Annotated in this window: 18 protein-coding genes and 3 pseudogenes; 10 read left to right on the top strand and 11 right to left on the bottom strand. The window is 66.6% G+C overall.

Features of this window, described 5'->3' with window-relative positions:
* Positions 1-336 precede the first annotated feature (336 nt).
* The 4 genes from ASJ79_RS31330 to ASJ79_RS20750 form a co-directional block, all read right to left on the bottom strand.
* Positions 337-1,896: a deaminase gene (locus ASJ79_RS31330; protein WP_082753958.1), complete on the bottom strand. Its 1,560-nt coding sequence runs from the start codon at positions 1,894-1,896 to the stop codon at positions 337-339.
* A gap of 706 nt (positions 1,897-2,602) precedes the next feature.
* Positions 2,603-3,058, bottom strand: a complete 456-nt coding sequence (locus tag ASJ79_RS20760) for a limonene-1,2-epoxide hydrolase family protein (protein ID WP_067959307.1) — start codon at positions 3,056-3,058, stop codon at positions 2,603-2,605.
* 49 nt (positions 3,059-3,107) lie between these two features.
* A complete protein-coding gene (locus tag ASJ79_RS20755) occupies positions 3,108-3,419 on the bottom strand; it encodes a DUF308 domain-containing protein (protein ID WP_067959304.1) in 312 nt (103 codons plus the stop codon).
* A 27-nt stretch (positions 3,420-3,446) separates the two neighbouring features.
* Entirely contained in the window at positions 3,447-4,070 is a 624-nt protein-coding gene (locus tag ASJ79_RS20750; protein WP_067959301.1) for a flavodoxin family protein, read from the bottom strand.
* Positions 4,071-4,173: 103 nt separating this feature from the next.
* Here ASJ79_RS20750 and ASJ79_RS20745 point away from each other — a divergent pair, with 103 nt between their 5' ends.
* A complete protein-coding gene (locus ASJ79_RS20745) occupies positions 4,174-4,356 on the top strand; it encodes a hypothetical protein (RefSeq protein WP_067959298.1) in 183 nt (60 codons plus the stop codon).
* A gap of 12 nt (positions 4,357-4,368) precedes the next feature.
* Here the strand turns inward: ASJ79_RS20745 and ASJ79_RS20740 are convergent, their stop codons facing one another.
* The 4 genes and pseudogenes from ASJ79_RS20740 to ASJ79_RS20725 all read right to left on the bottom strand — a co-directional run bounded on the left by ASJ79_RS20740 (position 4,369) and on the right by ASJ79_RS20725 (position 7,356).
* Positions 4,369-4,737, bottom strand: coding sequence for a hypothetical protein (locus ASJ79_RS20740; RefSeq protein ID WP_067959296.1), 369 nt, complete (start codon positions 4,735-4,737; stop codon positions 4,369-4,371).
* A 5-nt stretch (positions 4,738-4,742) separates the two neighbouring features.
* Entirely contained in the window at positions 4,743-5,000 is a 258-nt protein-coding gene (locus ASJ79_RS20735; protein ID WP_067959293.1) for a Rho termination factor, read from the bottom strand.
* Positions 5,001-5,074: 74 nt separating this feature from the next.
* Positions 5,075-6,097, bottom strand: a pseudogene (locus tag ASJ79_RS20730) (DNA topoisomerase IB).
* A gap of 77 nt (positions 6,098-6,174) precedes the next feature.
* Positions 6,175-7,356 (bottom strand): zinc-dependent alcohol dehydrogenase, encoded by a 1,182-nt coding sequence (locus ASJ79_RS20725; protein WP_067959290.1) that lies wholly within the window; start codon positions 7,354-7,356, stop codon positions 6,175-6,177.
* 215 nt (positions 7,357-7,571) lie between these two features.
* Here ASJ79_RS20725 and ASJ79_RS20720 point away from each other — a divergent pair.
* From ASJ79_RS20720 to ASJ79_RS20710, 3 genes and pseudogenes are all read left to right on the top strand, one after another.
* Positions 7,572-7,814, top strand: a pseudogene (locus ASJ79_RS20720) (hemerythrin domain-containing protein); the annotation flags it as partial.
* 22 nt (positions 7,815-7,836) lie between these two features.
* Complete coding sequence (locus ASJ79_RS20715) at positions 7,837-8,337, top strand: flavin reductase family protein (protein WP_067959287.1); 501 nt, start codon at positions 7,837-7,839, stop codon at positions 8,335-8,337.
* On the top strand, positions 8,334-9,035 hold the full coding sequence (locus ASJ79_RS20710) for a pyrimidine reductase family protein (protein ID WP_067959284.1): 702 nt from the start codon (positions 8,334-8,336) through the stop codon (positions 9,033-9,035). Before ASJ79_RS20715 ends, ASJ79_RS20710 begins: the two co-directional genes overlap by 4 nt.
* 7 nt (positions 9,036-9,042) lie before the next feature.
* Here the strand turns inward: ASJ79_RS20710 and ASJ79_RS20705 are convergent, their stop codons facing one another.
* Both ASJ79_RS20705 and ASJ79_RS20700 read right to left on the bottom strand, forming a co-directional pair.
* Positions 9,043-9,840, bottom strand: coding sequence for an SDR family oxidoreductase (locus tag ASJ79_RS20705; RefSeq protein ID WP_231750957.1), 798 nt, complete (start codon positions 9,838-9,840; stop codon positions 9,043-9,045).
* A 90-nt stretch (positions 9,841-9,930) separates the two neighbouring features.
* A complete protein-coding gene (locus ASJ79_RS20700) occupies positions 9,931-10,446 on the bottom strand; it encodes a DUF6328 family protein (RefSeq protein WP_067959280.1) in 516 nt (171 codons plus the stop codon).
* A 107-nt stretch (positions 10,447-10,553) separates the two neighbouring features.
* Here ASJ79_RS20700 and ASJ79_RS20695 point away from each other — a divergent pair, with 107 nt between their 5' ends.
* Both ASJ79_RS20695 and ASJ79_RS20690 read left to right on the top strand, forming a co-directional pair.
* Complete coding sequence (locus tag ASJ79_RS20695; RefSeq protein WP_067959277.1) at positions 10,554-10,829, top strand: DUF4235 domain-containing protein; 276 nt, start codon at positions 10,554-10,556, stop codon at positions 10,827-10,829.
* A 75-nt stretch (positions 10,830-10,904) separates the two neighbouring features.
* On the top strand, positions 10,905-11,129 hold the full coding sequence (locus ASJ79_RS20690; protein ID WP_067959274.1) for a hypothetical protein: 225 nt from the start codon (positions 10,905-10,907) through the stop codon (positions 11,127-11,129).
* A 14-nt stretch (positions 11,130-11,143) separates the two neighbouring features.
* Here ASJ79_RS20690 and ASJ79_RS20685 read toward each other — a convergent pair whose 3' ends face one another.
* Positions 11,144-11,812, bottom strand: a complete 669-nt coding sequence (locus ASJ79_RS20685) for a hypothetical protein (RefSeq protein WP_067959271.1) — start codon at positions 11,810-11,812, stop codon at positions 11,144-11,146.
* Between the two features lie 255 nt (positions 11,813-12,067).
* Between ASJ79_RS20685 and ASJ79_RS34245 the strand changes: the two genes are divergently transcribed.
* From ASJ79_RS34245 to ASJ79_RS20665, 4 genes and pseudogenes are all read left to right on the top strand, one after another.
* Entirely contained in the window at positions 12,068-12,169 is a 102-nt protein-coding gene (locus ASJ79_RS34245) for a potassium-transporting ATPase subunit F (RefSeq protein WP_156448549.1), read from the top strand.
* Positions 12,169-13,842 (top strand): potassium-transporting ATPase subunit KdpA, encoded by a 1,674-nt coding sequence (gene kdpA, locus ASJ79_RS20675; protein WP_067959266.1) that lies wholly within the window; start codon positions 12,169-12,171, stop codon positions 13,840-13,842. The genes ASJ79_RS34245 and kdpA overlap by 1 nt, the downstream gene beginning before the upstream one ends.
* Positions 13,839-15,466 (top strand): annotated as a pseudogene (locus ASJ79_RS20670) (ATPase). The gene kdpA and the pseudogene ASJ79_RS20670 overlap by 4 nt, the downstream one beginning before the upstream one ends.
* 2 nt (positions 15,467-15,468) lie before the next feature.
* On the top strand, positions 15,469-16,344 hold the full coding sequence (locus ASJ79_RS20665) for a potassium-transporting ATPase subunit C (RefSeq protein WP_067959263.1): 876 nt from the start codon (positions 15,469-15,471) through the stop codon (positions 16,342-16,344).
* The last annotated feature ends 3 nt before the right edge of the window (positions 16,345-16,347 follow it).

Below are 16,347 nucleotides of genomic sequence, written 5' to 3'. Positions count from 1 at the left end.
TGACTTAGTTGGTCAACTCAAGGAAAGTCAGCACGCCGGACGTCGGCACGGCGATGTCAGTTTTGCCACTAGTGGCGAAGTGTCGTACGGATGTCGCATCCCCTACGTGGGCGGTTCATGCTCCCCAGGACGTTGCACAGTATTGGGGAGCAATCGTCGTTACGGATCTAGCGTCGCCTGTATTCGGCCTGATGCTGGGCTCTGGTCGAGGCCGACTCAAACTGGGCATTGAGCTCTTCCCGACGACGCTGCGGGAGCGATCTAGCAGTCGTGCGAGCAGCGAGAATGGCCTCACGACGGGCATCTCTCTGGTTGGGTCGATCAGACTCTGACATGTCAATCCTCCACGTCACTCGCTGTGTCAGAAGGTACCCCATCGCCTTCGTAAGGTTGAGTATTGCCCTCGGGTACGACATCCACGCCGCGAGACAGATCCAGTTCCTGAGGATCGGGCAACCGTTCGATCGCTGTCACCTCCCGCTCGTTGATCAAGCTGATGGTCACGTTTGAATCAACCTTGGGCTCGGCTAGTTTCCGCTCAGTATCAGTCCATGATTTACGAGTGCCGTCAGAAAGTTTGCGATCCTCTACCACCGCAAACAATTTCTGATACCGGGTCGGAGCCACACCAGTGAACGCTCGGAATGTTTTACTGACAGTTCTTCCGTACATCGTTGCTGCGCGACTTTTGGGATAGGGCTCCAAATAGACCACGGGTAGCTCCAAAGCTACCAAGTGCTTCGCACACCCGTGACATGGATAGGCCGTCACGTACATCGTCACATCCTTGAGCGAAGATTGAGCGTGTATTGCGTCAAGCAATGCCGACATCTCAGCGTGCACGGTGGGCTGGAACTCGGTAAGGTCCCGAATCTGAGCCGATTTCAAAGCACCATCAAGCAGCTCGCGGGTGAATTTATCCGGATCTTCTTTCAGCTTTTCCTGTGCGGCTTCATTCAGGTAGTTGGGAGCTAAATTTTTCATCGTATCGAGAATGAGTTTACCGATGTCTGAAGCATTCTCATCGAAGGCAGGCGATTGTGTTTTCTCCTCTGGATGCGCATTCACACCCATTGCAATGACCCGATCATCTTCGGCTAGAATCGCCGCCCCAACCTTAAGGCCCAATTCTGGTGACCTCGTGCTGCTTATAGTTGCCAGCTGCATTCCATACTCTTCACATGTCGGTACCGGATACTCCGGCCGACCAAACAACAAGTCTGCGAAACGACCTATTTGGCGTTCAGGATCGGAATCCATATCGATAAAAACGTCGGACAACGGGAAGGACCGCATCGTGTTCTGGCCGAAACTACTAGACTCGCGAAGATCACGCTCCATTAGGATGCTGACGCTCGACTCAATTTCGCCCGCCGTTTTGGCGAAGGATTTAGATCTTTCTTTCGAAATTAAAAAAGAACGTCGGTTATCGTCTGCCGACTGCAAACCAAATTGAATGTACCTATCTCCGTAAAGATTTCTGAGCTGGTAAACTTCTTCAACCCTCTTTATGGAATCCAAAATGTAGGCGACTCGGTCGAGCGCGGGATCAGTATCTCTCCGGCGTTCGCGAATGTCCAAAACCCCGCATAATGCAACTGCCGCCGCGGTTCCACTGCGTTCGCACAACTCATCCCCGGCATCGATGAGCGAATTTATGCGGTCCGCCTCAGACATATTCTTGAGCTGTGGAGCGTTACTCATATACATTTCTGAGAAGAGCTCACTCAGATGAACACGATGCACGATATAGCCGAAGGTACTCAACTGTTGCGTTAGGGCGGACACGAACCTGTCGCGATCTACTCCAACAGGACGAACGATTCCGAAAATGAGTTCGTTCCAGACTGAGGCAAGGTCTGGGTCGTACGCCGCGACGGCATCTTCATCTGTCATCGGAGGTTCATTCCTAAAGCGGGTCGTGGCGGTCTATCTTCGCAAGAAGCGCGATCCAGTCATCATTGCTCACAAAGGCTTGCAAGTGGAACGATCGAGGACGAGCGGATCGGCGAACACGCTAGCCCAGAGTGCAGCCGACCTCTCTCGCAGTGCATATCGCTGGCCAAGGCTGCGGTTCATTGGTCTGTTCACAGGGCGAGACCTCCGCAATCAAGCTGTTAATAAAGCCACCTCAGGAGACGCTCGAAGTTGCTGAGCGATGGCTGAACAGCTCCGACCTTCATCGCGGCCCCGCGCAGCCGGCCAATCCGCAAACTGTCCGCAGCACAGTTGCGCTTTGCCGGCCGCTAACCACGACAACATCGCTGAACTACTACCCCTAACTCCAGCCAACGCAGCGAGCCTATCGAAACGCCCTAGTGCCATTCTCCGGAACCAAGAATTCACCTACACACGATCGTCTGGAGCCCCTGGGTAGACCGCTCCCCGAGTCGCTTCGCCCTACCGCAGTCGATACCGCAGTGCCTTCGTTCGGAGTCATGACCAGCAAACGCAGCCAGCACCGTTTCCGCAGCTAGGGATGTTTCGTTCTGCGGTTACCGGAGCTGGCAAACACAGCAAACGCCCAGTTCGGCGGATTTTAAGTCCGCTGCCTCTGCCAATTGGGCTATGGGGGCGTCACAGCTCAGCGGCAGCGCTGATCCTACGATGCCCCTGCCCCGCTGTGAGCCGACCGGTGGGCTACCTGGCCACGTCCGGCAGACGCCACCAGCGCGGCGACGCCGCGAACCAGGCCCTTGACGAGGTCCAGCGCGTCGAAGTAATCCCGCCACAGCTGCACCCTGCCGTCACGCACCTCGAACCGCCCGCACACCCAGAAGTCGGCCCGGAACCGGCCGATCAGTATCGAATCGGTCCGCTCGGTCAGCACGGTCTCCCCCTCGGTGGCCATGCGGTGGATCTCGACATCCCAGTTCAACCACGGCATCCGCGCAGCCATGCCGCGGAAGGTGCTGAGCATCCGCTGCGCGCCCGTCATCGCCGAGTACCCGACGTTCTCGTACCGGACGTCCTCGGCAAGCAACGTCTCGACGAGGTCGAAGTCCTTGTCCCGCATCACCGCGTTCAGGAACGTCACCACCACATCGGCCGGCGCCATCCATCCACGCTAAGGGCGCGGCACCGCTACAGGGCCGCTTTCGCGATCCTCAGCTCGTCGGCGGCTCGTAGTGCGCCTCGGGGTGCTTCTGGTGCCAATCCACCTGCTTCTGCTGCACTTTGCGGTGCGTGCGCGCCAGCCACGCCAGCCCACCGGCGATGAACAGCACCGCCAGCACCACCGCGACGATCCCGGCGGTGGGGCTGCTGTTGGCGAAGGAGAACAGTCCGATCACCAAGCTCAGGACGCCGATGCCGACCGACACCAGTCCGGGGGCGTTGGCTCCGGCTTTCATGGTCTCGCCGGCGTGCTGCCGGGTGGTGCGTGCGTGATCGACGGGATCTCGTGACGTGTCAGGCATGATGCTCCTTCCGCTGACGTGGCGTCCTCACTGATAGGGCGGGTATTGCGCGTGTTTCAACGCCCGCGCCAGGTGCACGGCGTTGCGCGCCGCCGCTGCCGTGGTCGAGGCCACCTGTTCGGGCACCTCGTCGAGGTCTTTGTAGTCGCCGGTCTCCATCGCCGGGCCGTTCCAGTACGTGCACCCCTGCGCCGGGATGCTGTACCCCACATCGTTGAGGCCCTGGAACACGTCGGCGACGACCTTGTGCGCGCCGTCCTCGTTACCGACCACGCTGACCAGGCCGACCTTGCCGACCATCGTCGGCCGGCCCTGCTCATCGGTGTTCGACAGTTCGGCGTCCAGGCGCTCGAGCACCCGCTGCGTCACCGACGACGGGTGGCCCAGCCACACCGGCGTGCTGATCAACAGGATGTCGGCGTCGAGCACCTTCCGGCGGATCTGCGGCCACTGGTCGGCGTCCCCCATGTCGGCCTCGACGCCGGGCTCGATGTTGAAGTCGACGCACCGCACCGCCTCACACTCGGCGCCGTACTTGCGCAGGTTCTCGAACACGTGCTCGGCCATCAACGCGCTGCTGCTCTCGCCCGGGCTCGGTGTAAGGCTGCAGATCAACGCGAGAGCGCGCACGGACCCATCGGTGTCAGCCATGCCGTCGTCATACCCGACGCAAATTCACCCAAACGACTGTGGCATCCACATCACAGCAATTGGGCACACGTTTGAATCATGCGCAGGCGGGCATGCCGCCCGCATGAGCGAGCCCCATTCTGAAAAGGCCGAATCCGACATAGAGCCCGACTCGAAGGTGGCAGGTTCACGCGCGGCCGAGGACACCGACGATCCCAGCGACGGCCCCTACGTCGGGCGCGCAAGCGACGACGACGACTTCGACGCCGGCGAGTCCGGAGCCGAGGCCCGCAGCACCGACGGCTGAGACCCGTACCGCTTACTCTTTCTCCCACGGCGGATCGTCGCCCATCTTGGCGTAGTACTTGGCCAGGTGGCTCTTGACGCGGTCGATGTCCTTATCCGGGAGGTCGATACCGCCCCGGGAGCCCTGCATGATCCCGCCGGCGGCCATCACCGCCCGTGGCACGGCGCGCAGTTCTCCGTCGACGACGTCGGCGATCAGCAGCTTGTAGGCGGTGAAGTTCGTCTTGCTGTCCTGGTCGTACCAGACGTGCGCGTCGCGGTACTTCGCGTTGGGCTCATCGGTGGCGTCCGCCCACTTCCGCACCCGTTTCTCGGCGGCGTCACCGTCCCAGTCCCGGTCCCGGTCCGCCAGCGGTAGATCTTGAAATGCCGTGACCGCCATGACGACTAGTGATCACGCAGGCAGGAGATCAGCTTGTCCTTGGTCAGGTGCGAGTATCCGGAGATGCCGAGTTCCTTTGCCCGCTTCTTGAGGTCACTGACCGTCCAGTCGTAGTACGACCCGGACTCCCCGCCCTTGCGGCCGACCTTGGATTTGCCGCGCGCAGCGGCGGCATTGGCGATCCGCGCCGCCTTTTCCTTCGAGTTGCCGTCGCGCCGGAGGTCCTCATACATCTTCTCGTTCTTGATCGATGAGCTCGGCATGAACTCCGCCTCCCTAGGCCTAGATGACGATGTGTTCATTTCAGGCTTTCCCCGGGTGCCGGCCGTCAAACGCCCTAGCTGTTGGCCATCCGGCGGATCAGGGTCCGCGTCGCCTTCTCCAGGATGGCCTGCGCCTCGTCCGCCGCGGAGACCTTGGCCGCCCGCCGCACCGCCGTCGCGATCGTCACCCCCTGCGTGTATCCGTCGACGACGCGCGGATCGACATAGGACGCCCTGGCCACGGCGGGTGTGTTGCCGAGTTCTTCGGCGACCTCTTTCATCACCCCGGCGGTTGCTCGTTTGATCGCGGTCTTGGAGGTGGGCGGCTTCGCGTCCGCGAACGCCGCCGCGGCCAGCACCGTGCCGTGCCACGTCCTCAGATCCTTGACGCTGAACTCGTCACCGACGAGCTCCTTGAAGCGTGCGTTCAGGTCGTCGGCGCGCACATCGACCCAGCCGCCGTCGGATCCGTTGCGGCACACCAGCAGTCGATCCGACCGCCCCTCCCGGCGCATCAGCGCGCGGACCGCGCGCACCACGGCGGGATCGTCGATCTCGACGCTGCGCCGCACACCGCTCTTGGCCGGATAGTCGAACAGCACCGCGCCGTCGCGGAACGCGACGTGCTCGCACAGCAACGTGGCCAGCCCGTAGTGCTCGTGCTCCTCGGCGTACTGCTCACCGCCGGCGCGGAAGTAGCCGCGGTCGAGCAGCTGCAGCGCCAGCGCGAGCACCCGCTCCCGCTGCAGGCCGCGCCTGGCCAGGTCCCGGGCGATCTGCGCCCGCCACTGCGGCAGCCGGGCCGACAGCTCCAGCACCCGGTCGAACTTCTCCTCGGCCCGCTCCTGTTGTCACCGCTCGTGGTAGAGGTACTGGCGCCGGCCCGCGGCGTCGGTACCCACGGCCTGAATGTGACCGTTGGGCTTGGGGCAGATCCACACGTGCTTCCACGCCGGCGGGATGACGAGCTCCCGGATGCGCTGCGCGGTGTCCGGATCGGCCAGCAATTCGCCGTCGGGCGTGTAGTAGGCAAACCCCTTGCCGCGTCGCTTGCGCACAATTCCAGGGGAGTTCGGATCGCTGCGTGTGAGCCGCACGGAGGACGCCTCTCGGAACCGGTGTGTTGCCCGCCCGGGGTACCCACCCGTCGGTTATTTCACACCGTCACCGCAGCTCACGGCTGCAGTATGACCTTCACCGCACCGTCCTGCTTCTCCTGGAAGATCTTGTACGCGTGCGGCGCCTCATCCAGCGGCAGGACGTGGGTGGCGAAGGTGTCCACGCCGAGCGGGTCGGAGTCGGTCAGCAACGGCATGATGTCGTCGACCCACTTCTTGACGTTGGCCTGGCCCATCCGCACCTGGATCTGCTTGTCGAACAGCGTCAGCATCGGTATCGGGTCCGCCATCCCGCCGTAGACACCGATCAGCGACAACGTGCCACCCCGGCGGACGCAGTCGATCGCCGTGTACAGCGCATCCAGCCGATCCAGACCGGCGTTCTTCATCATCGGTTTGGCGATCGCGTCGGGCAGCAGCGCGGTGGCCCGCTGGGCGATCTTGGCCACCGGGGAGCCGTGCGCCTCCATACCGACGGCGTCGATCACCGAATCGCTGCCGCGGCCGCCGGTGAGCCGACGCACCTCGTCGCCCACCGAGCCGTCGACGTTCCTCGCATCGATCGCGTGGATGCCGCGCGCGGTGGCGCGGGCCAGCCGCTCGGGCACCAGATCCACCGCGAACACCTGATAGCCCAGGTGCTGGGCGATCCGCGCCGCCATGTCCCCGATGGGGCCCAGCCCCAGCACGGTGACGGTGCCGCCGTCGGGCACCTCGGCGTACGCCACCGACTGCCAGGCCGTCGGCAGCACGTCGGACAGGTAGACGAACCGCGAGTCCGGGGGCCCGTCGGGCACCTTGATGTGGGTGAACTGCGCCTGCGGCACCCGCAGGTACTCGGCCTGACCTCCGGGTATCGACCCGTACAGCTCGGAATAACCGAACAGCGCCGCCCCCATGCCCTGGTCACGGACCTGCGTGGTCTCGCACTGGGTGTAGAGCTTGCGGTCGCACATGAAACAGTGCCCACAGGAGATCTGGAACGGGATGACCACCCGGTCCCCCACCTTGAGATCCGACACCGCGCTGCCGACCTCGCGGACCACCCCCATCGGTTCGTGACCGAGGATGTCCCCTTCGTTCATGAATGCGCCGAGAACCTCGTAGAGGTGCAGGTCGGAGCCGCAGATGTTGGTCGAGGTGACCTCGATGACGGCGTCGGTGGGTTCTTTGATCTCCGGATCGGGAACGGTGTCGACCCGTACGTCCCGACGTCCATGCCAGGTGACTGCCTTCATGTGGCGGTCACTACCCGGTGACAGCCATTCCAAACCCGGTGTGGCCGCCCCCACGACGGGTTTTCGCCGTTGCCGGCCCGGGTACCGACCGGGTACGGCGTTCCGCGACGCAGCGGGCACCGCCCAGCCCAAAACCCAGCTCCACCAAGGAGGTTCACGTGACCGCACCGACCATCGCATCGGCCCGGGACGTCGTCGACTACCTCAAGTCGGGGGCCGTGCTCGAGCACGCCCGCAACGAGGAGGAGCTGGAGTTCACCGCGCTGGAGGCGGCAGTCGGTGAGGACGAACTGGCCAAGCTGGCCGACGCCGTCGCGGTCGCCGAACGCATCGCCCCGACCCGTCCCCACCCGGGCGTGGAGTCCGCCGCCGCGAACTTCGCCGCCGGCCCGTTCGCGTCGATCCTGGACCGCGCGCGTGACGCGCTCAACGGCGCGTTCGGACCCGGCAGGAGCTGACGCCGGTGTTGGATCGGAAGCCATGGGTGAACACAGCGGAGACGCCGCCTTCAACGATCTGGTCGCACTGCTCGACTATCCGGTGTTCGTCGTGACCACGGCAGCCGGCGACCAGCTCGCCGGCTGCCTGGTCGGCTTCACGTCCCAGACGAGCATCCATCCCCCGCGGTTCCTCGTCGGCGTGTCCCGGAAGAACCACACGTTCTCGATCGCGATGAAAGCCGACCACCTCGCGGTGCACCTGTTGCCGCGGGAGGAGCTCGAGCTGGCCGAGATGTTCGGCGGGGAGACCGGCGACACCACGGACAAGTTCGCCCGGTGCAGGTGGCACCTCAGCCCGGAGGGCGTGCCCCTCCTCGACGCCGCACCGGCATGGTTCGTCGGGAAGGTGGTCCGTCGATTCGACCTCGGCGACCACGTCGGGCACCTGCTGGAACCCGTATCCGGCAGCGCCCCAGATCAACTCGGCGAGGTCATCACCTTCTCTGATGTCGCTCACGTGGAGGCCGGGCACGAGGCATGACCGAAGTCATCACGCTGGCGCCCGGCGACGCCGCCGAGGACCACGGCTACCGACCCGCCCCGCCCGGTGTCCGGGTGAACATGATCTTCAGCGCCGACGGAAGCGCGGCGTTCCAGGACCGGGCGGGCCCGCTGTCGTGCCCGACCGACTACCGGCTGCTGCTGGCGTTGCGCGCCTACGCCGACGTGGTTCTCGTCGGGGCGGGCACGGCGCGGGCCGAGGGGTACGGCCCGGTGCGGCTGCGCCCCGAACACCGGGACCGGCGCCGGGAGTTGGGGCTGGGCGCCGATCCGCCGCCCATCGCCGTCGTCTCCGGCAGCGGCCGGCTCCCCGAGAGCATGTTCGATTCCCCGGTCCGGCCCATCCTGGTGACCAGCGCTGCCGGCCCGACCGACGAACACCGTTGCGACGTCATCGTTTCCGGGGAACACACCGTGAACATCGAGCAGGCCGTCGGCGAACTGCGACGCCGCGGGATGCACCGGATACTCTGCGAGGGTGGCCCGACGCTTCTCGACGAGCTGGTGACCGCGGACCTGGTCGACGAGCTCTGCGTGACGATGGCGCCCCGGCTGGCGGGCCATCAGCCGGTCGGCCGGTCGGCGCCGGTCGGGCTGACCCGGCCGACCGACATGCGGCTGGACCAGCTGCTGCTCGACTCCGGCGGTTATCTGTATCTGCGGTACACGCGGAGCTGAATCCGGCTCAGCCGGGCAGGGTTTCGCCACCGATCGGGGCCAGCACCTCGCCGCTGTAGTACGACGACAGCCGCGAGGCGGCGAAGAACACGTAGGAGGGGGCGATCTCGTCCGGCTGCGCGGCGCGGCCCATCGGCACCTGCTCGCCGAACGACTCGGTCTTCTCGGCGTCCATGGTGGCCGGGATCAGCGGAGTCCAGACGGGGCCCGGCGCCACGCAGTTGACCCGGATGTTGCGGTCGGACAGCGACTGCGCCAGCGAGTACGTCAGCGCGATCACCGCACCCTTGGTCGCCGAGTAGTCGATCAGGGTCTTGTTTCCGCGCAGCCCGTTGATCGATCCGGTATTGATGATCGCCGAGCCGTCGGGCAGGTGCTTGAGCGCAGCCTTGGTGACGTGGAAGAAGCTGTCGATGTTGACCGCGAACGTGCGCCGCCACTGCTCGTCGCTGAGCTCGGTGAGGTCCGAGACCGGCGACTGGAAGGCGACGTTGTTGACCACGATGTCCAGTCCGCCAAGCTGTTTCACCGTCTCCTCGACCACGGCCCGGCACTGCGCCGGCTCCGCCAGGTCCCCGGGCAGGCGGATCGCCCGCTGCCCGGCCTCCTCGATCAACGACACCGTGTGCGCGGCGTCGTCCTCTTCGTTCAGGTACGCGATGGCGACGTCGGCGCCTTCTTTGGCGAACGCGATCGCCACCGCCCGGCCGATACCGGAGTCCCCTCCGGTGACCAGCGCCCGCTTGTCCGACAGCAGGCCGGTGCCGACGTAGTCCCGCATCTCATCGCGCGGTTTGGGTGTCATGTCCCCGGTCTCCCCGGGGTATGGGATCACCCCGTCAGGGGTTACGTCATCACTCACGGCGCGTACGTACCCGACCACGGCCGGCCGAAACTACGGCGCCGGCGGCTCCTCGTCACCCCGACGCATCACCAGCGGGTACACCAGCCAGAACGCGGTGAACAGCAGCAGTGCGCCGGCTCCCGCCAGAAGTGCGGGCACCCTGCCTGCCACCGCCTCGAAGATGATGGTCGTCATGCCGGTCAAGGCGGCGCCCAGGAGCGCCAGTCCCGCATATGCGCAGTAGTGGGCCGCCCGGACCAGAGACGCGAGCCGGTGCCGGCGGAACAGAAACCGGTGCATGCCCACCGGCGCGATCAGCAGCGCGGTGGAGGCCACCGCGGCGCACACCGTCGCGAGGTACACCCGTTGCATGGAGTCGTCGAGAAGGTCGAAGCGCTGCTGGAACGGCAGGGTCAGCAGGAATCCCGTCAGCAGCTGGATACCGGTCTGCACCACCCGCAGCTCCTGCAGCAGGCTGGCCCAGTTCCGGTCGAGCCGCTCGGTCGGGGTCTCCCGGCGGCGATGGGGATCCCAGTACGCCTCGTCTGCCGTGCGCTCGGCGTCCATTTGACGATCTTCGCATCGGCCGCGTGCGGCCGCACCGGGTTTGGCCGGTGCCCGCCTGGGTAGACGCTGGGCAAGCCGCACTGTGCCGCACACAGATTGGAGTGACGATGAGCAAGGTCGCAAGATCGCTGTACACGCCGCTGTCGGTGGCCACCGGGGTCGGCGGCGGGTTGCTTGCCGGGACGATCTTCGGCCAGATCTGGAAACGCGTCGGAGACAACGACCCGGAGCCGCCCGACCCCAAGGACCTGACCCAGTCCACGGCCATGGTCATCACCGCCGCCGCGATCCAGGGACTGATCGTGGGCATCGTGCGGGCGCTGCTGCAGCGTGCCGGCGCGCGCGGATACCGGGCCGTCACCCACGAGTTGCCGCCCTCTTAGCCAGCTCGCCGAATTCAAAGTCGTTTCACAGACTTCGGTGAGCCGTCTCTTAACCGATCCGCCGACCGTGGACGCATGGGCTTCAGCAAGCGTCTGCGGGCGTCGGTCGCCGCCGCGTTCGCGGTGGTGGCCGGTCTGGCGATGACGCTGTCCGCGTCCCCCGGCACGTTCTCCCCGCCCGTCTACTGGGCGGTGTCGTCGCTGGGCGTGGCGGCCGTGCTGGTCGTGTTCGTCGCCGGGGAGTGCGCGTGGGCGCGCATGGTCGAGAATGCCCGTGCCGCCGGCGTCGTCGCGCCCTGATCGACGTGGCCGGGTCAGGTGGTCAGCGGCGTCAGCGCCACCGCCGGGCGCGGCAGCCGCCACCGCGCGCAGCCGTCGTCGAGTGCCTCGTCGACCGCAGCTGCGATTCGGCGCAGCTGCCGCGTGTGACCGCCGAGCCAGATCTGTGCTGACCCGCCGGACATGCTGATCCGGGGCAGCGTCGACCCACCGTCACGCATCAGCGCGATCCTGCCCAGCAGCTGTTCGGCCGCCGCCCCCCACTGGTCCGGTCCCGGTGAACCGCTGATGTCGCAGTGCATCCCGACCACCTCCGGGGGACGCTCGCCGAGAACGACGGGCGCGCCCTCTTCCAGGTAGACGTGCCTGCGAGACTGCGGACAGGACGCCAGCACGTCGACGTGCCGCGCGGTCGACACCACGAACCGCACGACGCCGAGCGCCGCGGCCCGCCGGATGGTGGCGCTGTCCCGGCAGCGCAGCACCACTTGCAGCGGCCGCACGCCACCGGCCTGCGCCAGAGCCAGCTCGTCCTGGCTGCACACGGTCACGGCCAGACCCTGGGCACGCACACAGACCGCGACGGCGGGATTGTGCAGCGCGGCCGCCGGCAGACCGCATCCGGCCATCGCCAGGATTTGTCGCACCGACTGGACCGAAGCGGGCAGCCGGTGCCGGCCGGGGCTGAGTTCCACGAGCGTCATGCATTCGGTGTACGCGCGCTTCCTGTCAACGGTCTGCCGACCCCCGCATGGAGCACGTAAAGACGCCCCGCGACACCGTCAAGAAACCGTCAACGCGGAGGCCGGCGGCGCCCCGGCGGCCGTACGTTGGCCTGCGCAGACCGCCTCTACGGGCGGGTGCATGACCCGAGCAGGAGTGCTGACGACCGTGACCTCTGTGGTGATCTACCTCGCGCTGACGGCGGCGATCTTCGCCGCCCTCGGCGCCGTCCAGAAATGGGTGGAAAGACTGTGATCGAGAACCTCGTCGGCGGCGCACTGGCGGCCCTGATCGCGGTGTTCCTGGTCGCCTCCCTGCTCTTTCCGGAGAGGTTCTAGTGAGCACCCACGTGGCCGGGATCCTGTTCCTGATCTCGCTCGCCGTCGCGCTGGCCGCGGTGCACATCCCGCTCGGCGACTACATGTACCGCGTGTACAACACGGCTCGGGACTCGCGGGCCGAGCGGGTGGTCTACCGGATCATCGGCGCCGATCCCGGCGCCGAACAGAGCTGGGGCGCCTACGCGCGCAGTGTGCTCGCGTTCTCCGCGGTGAGCCTGCTGTTCCTGTTCACCCTGCAACTGGTGCAGGGCCGGCTGCTGCTGGCGCTGACCGATCCCGGCACCGAGATCACGCCGGCGCTGGCCTGGAACACCGCGGTCAGCTTCGTCACCAACACCAACTGGCAGGCGTACGCCGGTGAATCGACGCAGGGTCACCTGGTGCAGATGGCCGGGCTCGCCGTGCAGAACTTCGTCTCCGCCGCCGTCGGCATCGCCGTGGCGATCGCGTTCGTCCGGGGTCTGGCCCGCAGCAGCACGGGCGAGCTCGGCAATTTCTGGGTGGACCTGGTGCGCGGATGCTTCCGGATCCTGTTGCCGCTCTGCGTCATCGGGGCCGTCATCCCGATCTCCGGGGGTGTGGTGCAGAACTTCACCGTGCACGACCAGGTGGTCACCACCCTGGCCGGTGCGCAGCAGACCATCCCCGGCGGTCCGGTGGCCGGCCAGGAGGTCATCAAGGAGCTCGGCACCAACGGCGGCGGATTCTTCAACGCCAACTCGGCGCACCCGTTCGAGAACCCGACCACGTGGACGAACTGGGTGGAGATCTTCCTGCTCAGCGTCATCGCGTTCTCGCTGCCCCGCACGTTCGGCCGCATGGTCGGCAGCACCCGGCAGGGCCGGGCCATCGTCGCGGTCATGGCCCTCATCGCGCTGGGCAGCGTCGCGCTGACGATGTTCTTCCAGCTGCAGCACCACGGCACCGTGCCCAGCGCAGCGGGCGCATCCATGGAAGGTGTGGAACAGCGCTTCGGAGTGGCGAATTCGGCAGTGTTCGCCGCGGCGACCACCCTGACCTCGACCGGGGCGGTGAACTCGTTCCACGACTCGTACACCAGCCTCGGCGGGATGATGCCGATGATCAACATGATGCTCGGCGAGGTCGCGCCCGGCGGGGTCGGTTCCGGCCTGTACGGCATGCTGATCCTGGCGATCATCACCGTGTTCATCGCCGGGCTGATGGTCGGGCGCACCCCGGAGTATCTCGGCAAGAAGCTCACCCCACGCGAGATCAAGCTGGCCGCAACCTATTTCCTCATCTCACCGCTGATCGTGCTGGCCGGGACCGCGGCCGCCATGGCGACGCCGGGCCAGCGTGCCGGCATGCTCAACACCGGGCCTCACGGCTTGTCCGAGGTGCTCTACGCGTTCACGTCGGCGGCCAACAACAACGGATCCGCGTTCGCCGGACTCAGCGTCGACACCGCCTGGTACAACACCGCTCTCGGGCTGGCCATGATCTTCGGGCGGTTCCTGCCGATGATCTTCGCGCTCGCACTCGCCGGCGCGCTCGCCCGCCAGGGCAGGACACCGGAATCGGCCGGCACCCTGCCCACCCACCGGCCGCAGTTCGTCGGCATGGTCACCGGCGTGACGCTGATCCTGGTCGCCCTGACCTTCCTGCCCATGCTCGCGCTCGGGCCCCTCGCCGAAGGAATCCACACATGACCGTCACGGCCGTCGACGCCGCACACCGCAGACACGACGCGGCCCGGTCCGCCACCAGGGTCCGGGGCGGACTGCTCGACCCCGGGACGCTGCGCACGTCCCTGCCCGACGCGCTGCGCAAACTCGATCCGCGCACCCTGTGGCGCACCCCGGTGATGTTCATCGTCGAGGTGGGCGCGCTGTGGAGCACCGTTCTGGCCCTCGTCGACCCGTCGTGGTTCGCCTGGCTGGTCGTGGCCTGGCTGTGGCTCACCGTGATCTTCGCCAACCTCGCCGAGGCCGTGGCCGAGGGCCGCGGCAAGGCGCAGGCCGACAGCCTGCGCAACACCAAGACCGCGACGATGGCGCGGCGGCTGACAGGGTGGGCGCCGGGGACCCCTGGACGCGAGGAGCAGGTGGCCGCACCCCTGCTGCAGCAGGGCGACATCGTCGTCGTCGAGGCCGGACAGGTGATCCCGGGCGACGGGGACGTCGTGGAAGGTATTGCCTCGGTGGACGAGTCGGCCATCACCGGTGAATCGGCGCCCGTGATCCGGGAGTCGGGCGGTGACCGCTCGGCGGTCACCGGGGGCACCACGGTGCTGTCCGACCGCATCGTCGTCAGGATCACCCAGAAGCCCGGTGAGAGCTTCATCGACCGGATGATCGCGCTCGTCGAGGGCGCTGACCGGCAGAAGACCCCGAACGAGATCGCCCTCAACATCCTGCTGGCCGCGTTGACCATCATCTTCCTGTTCGCCGTCGTGACCCTGCAGCCCTTGGCGATCTACTCCAAGGCGGACAACCCCGGCGCGCCGGACAGCCTGGCGCTCAACGCAGACGGGGTCACCGGCATCGTCCTGGTCGCGCTGCTGGTGTGCCTCATCCCGACCACCATCGGCGCCCTGCTCAGCGCCATCGGCATCGCGGGCATGGACCGGCTGGTGCAGCGCAACGTGCTCGCCGTGTCCGGACGCGCCGTGGAAGCCGCCGGTGACGTCAACACCCTGCTGCTCGCCAAGACCGGCACGATCACCCTCGGCAACCGGCAAGCCTCGGAGTTCCTCCCGCTGCCCGGCGTGACACCGCAGGCACTGGCCGACGCGGCGCAGCTGTCCAGCCTCACCGACGAGACCCCGGAGGGCCGGTCGATCGTGGTGTTCGCCAAGCAGGAGTACGGGTTACGGTCGGCGTGGCGATGAACACCGGCACGTCCGCGGCCAAGGAGGCCGGCAACATGGTCGACCTCGACTCGGACCCGACCAAGCTGATCGAGATCGTCGAAATCGGCAAGCAGCTGCTGATCACCCGTGGCGCGCTGACCACCTTCTCGATCGCCAACGACATCGCCAAGTACTTCGCGATCATCCCGGCGCTGTTCGTCGGGCTGTACCCGGGCCTGGACCTGCTCAACGTCATGCGGCTGCACAGCCCGCAGTCGGCGATCCTGTCCGCGGTCATCTTCAACGCGGTCATCATCGTCGCGTTGATCCCGTTGGCGCTGCGCGGGGTTCGCTACACCCCGAGCAGCGCCGCGAAGCTGCTGAGCCGCAATCTGTACCTCTTCGGTCTCGGCGGCGTCGTCGTGCCGTTCGTCGGCATCAAGCTGATCGATCTCGTCGTCCAACTCCTCCCGGGAATGTGATCATGAACCTGTCCAACGTCTTTCGACAGCACTGGGCGGCGCTGCGGGCGCTGCTGGTCTTCACCGTCGTGCTCGGCATCGGATATCCGGTTCTGGTGTGGCTGATCGCCCAGGCACCACCCCTGTCCGCCCAAGCCGACGGCTCGTTGCTGCGAGTCGACGGAGAACCCGTGGGCAGCAGCCTGATCGGGCAGCTCTACACCGACGCCGACGGTGATCCGCTGCCCCGGTACTTCCAGGGACGGCCGTCGGCCGCCGGAGACGGCTATGACCCGATGGCCACCGGCGCGAGCAACCTGGGACCGGAGAGCATCGTCGATCGACCCGGCCAGCCGAGCCTGCTCACGCAGGTGTGTGCCCGCAGCGCGGCGATCGGTGAACTCGACGGGGTCAGCGGCGCCCGTCCGTACTGCACCGGAGACGGTGTCGGTGCGGTGCTGTCGGTGATCGGGCCCCGCGACGCCGACGGCGACGTCGGGCACCCGACCGCGGTGATCAGCGTGAACGAGCCGTGCGCGACCACGGCGACGCCGTTCATCGCCGACTACCGGGGAGTGCGGGTGCAGTGCGCCGCCCCGGGCGAGGACTACCGCACCGGTCGACTCGTGCCGGTGCGCGGTGCGGCGCCGCCCGACCCGCCGGTGCCCGCCGACGCCGTCACCGCCGGCGGCAGCGGGCTGGACCCCCACATCTCCCCCGCCTACGCCGAGCTCCAGGTGAACCGGATCGCCGCGGCCCGAGGCATGAGCCCCGACGACGTGCGCGCGCTTATCGCCGAACACACCGAGGGCCGCACCCTCGGTTTCCTCGGCGAACCGCGGGTCAACGTGCTGGAGCTCAACCTCGCGCTGGACGGGAAGACCCCGGACAGGACGTGACCG

The sequence above is a fragment of the Mycobacterium sp. NAZ190054 genome (assembly GCF_001545925.1).
GTDB lineage: Bacteria > Actinomycetota > Actinomycetes > Mycobacteriales > Mycobacteriaceae > Mycobacterium.
Note: the sequence above shows the minus strand (reverse complement) of the source record. Positions and strands in the feature narration are given on the sequence as shown.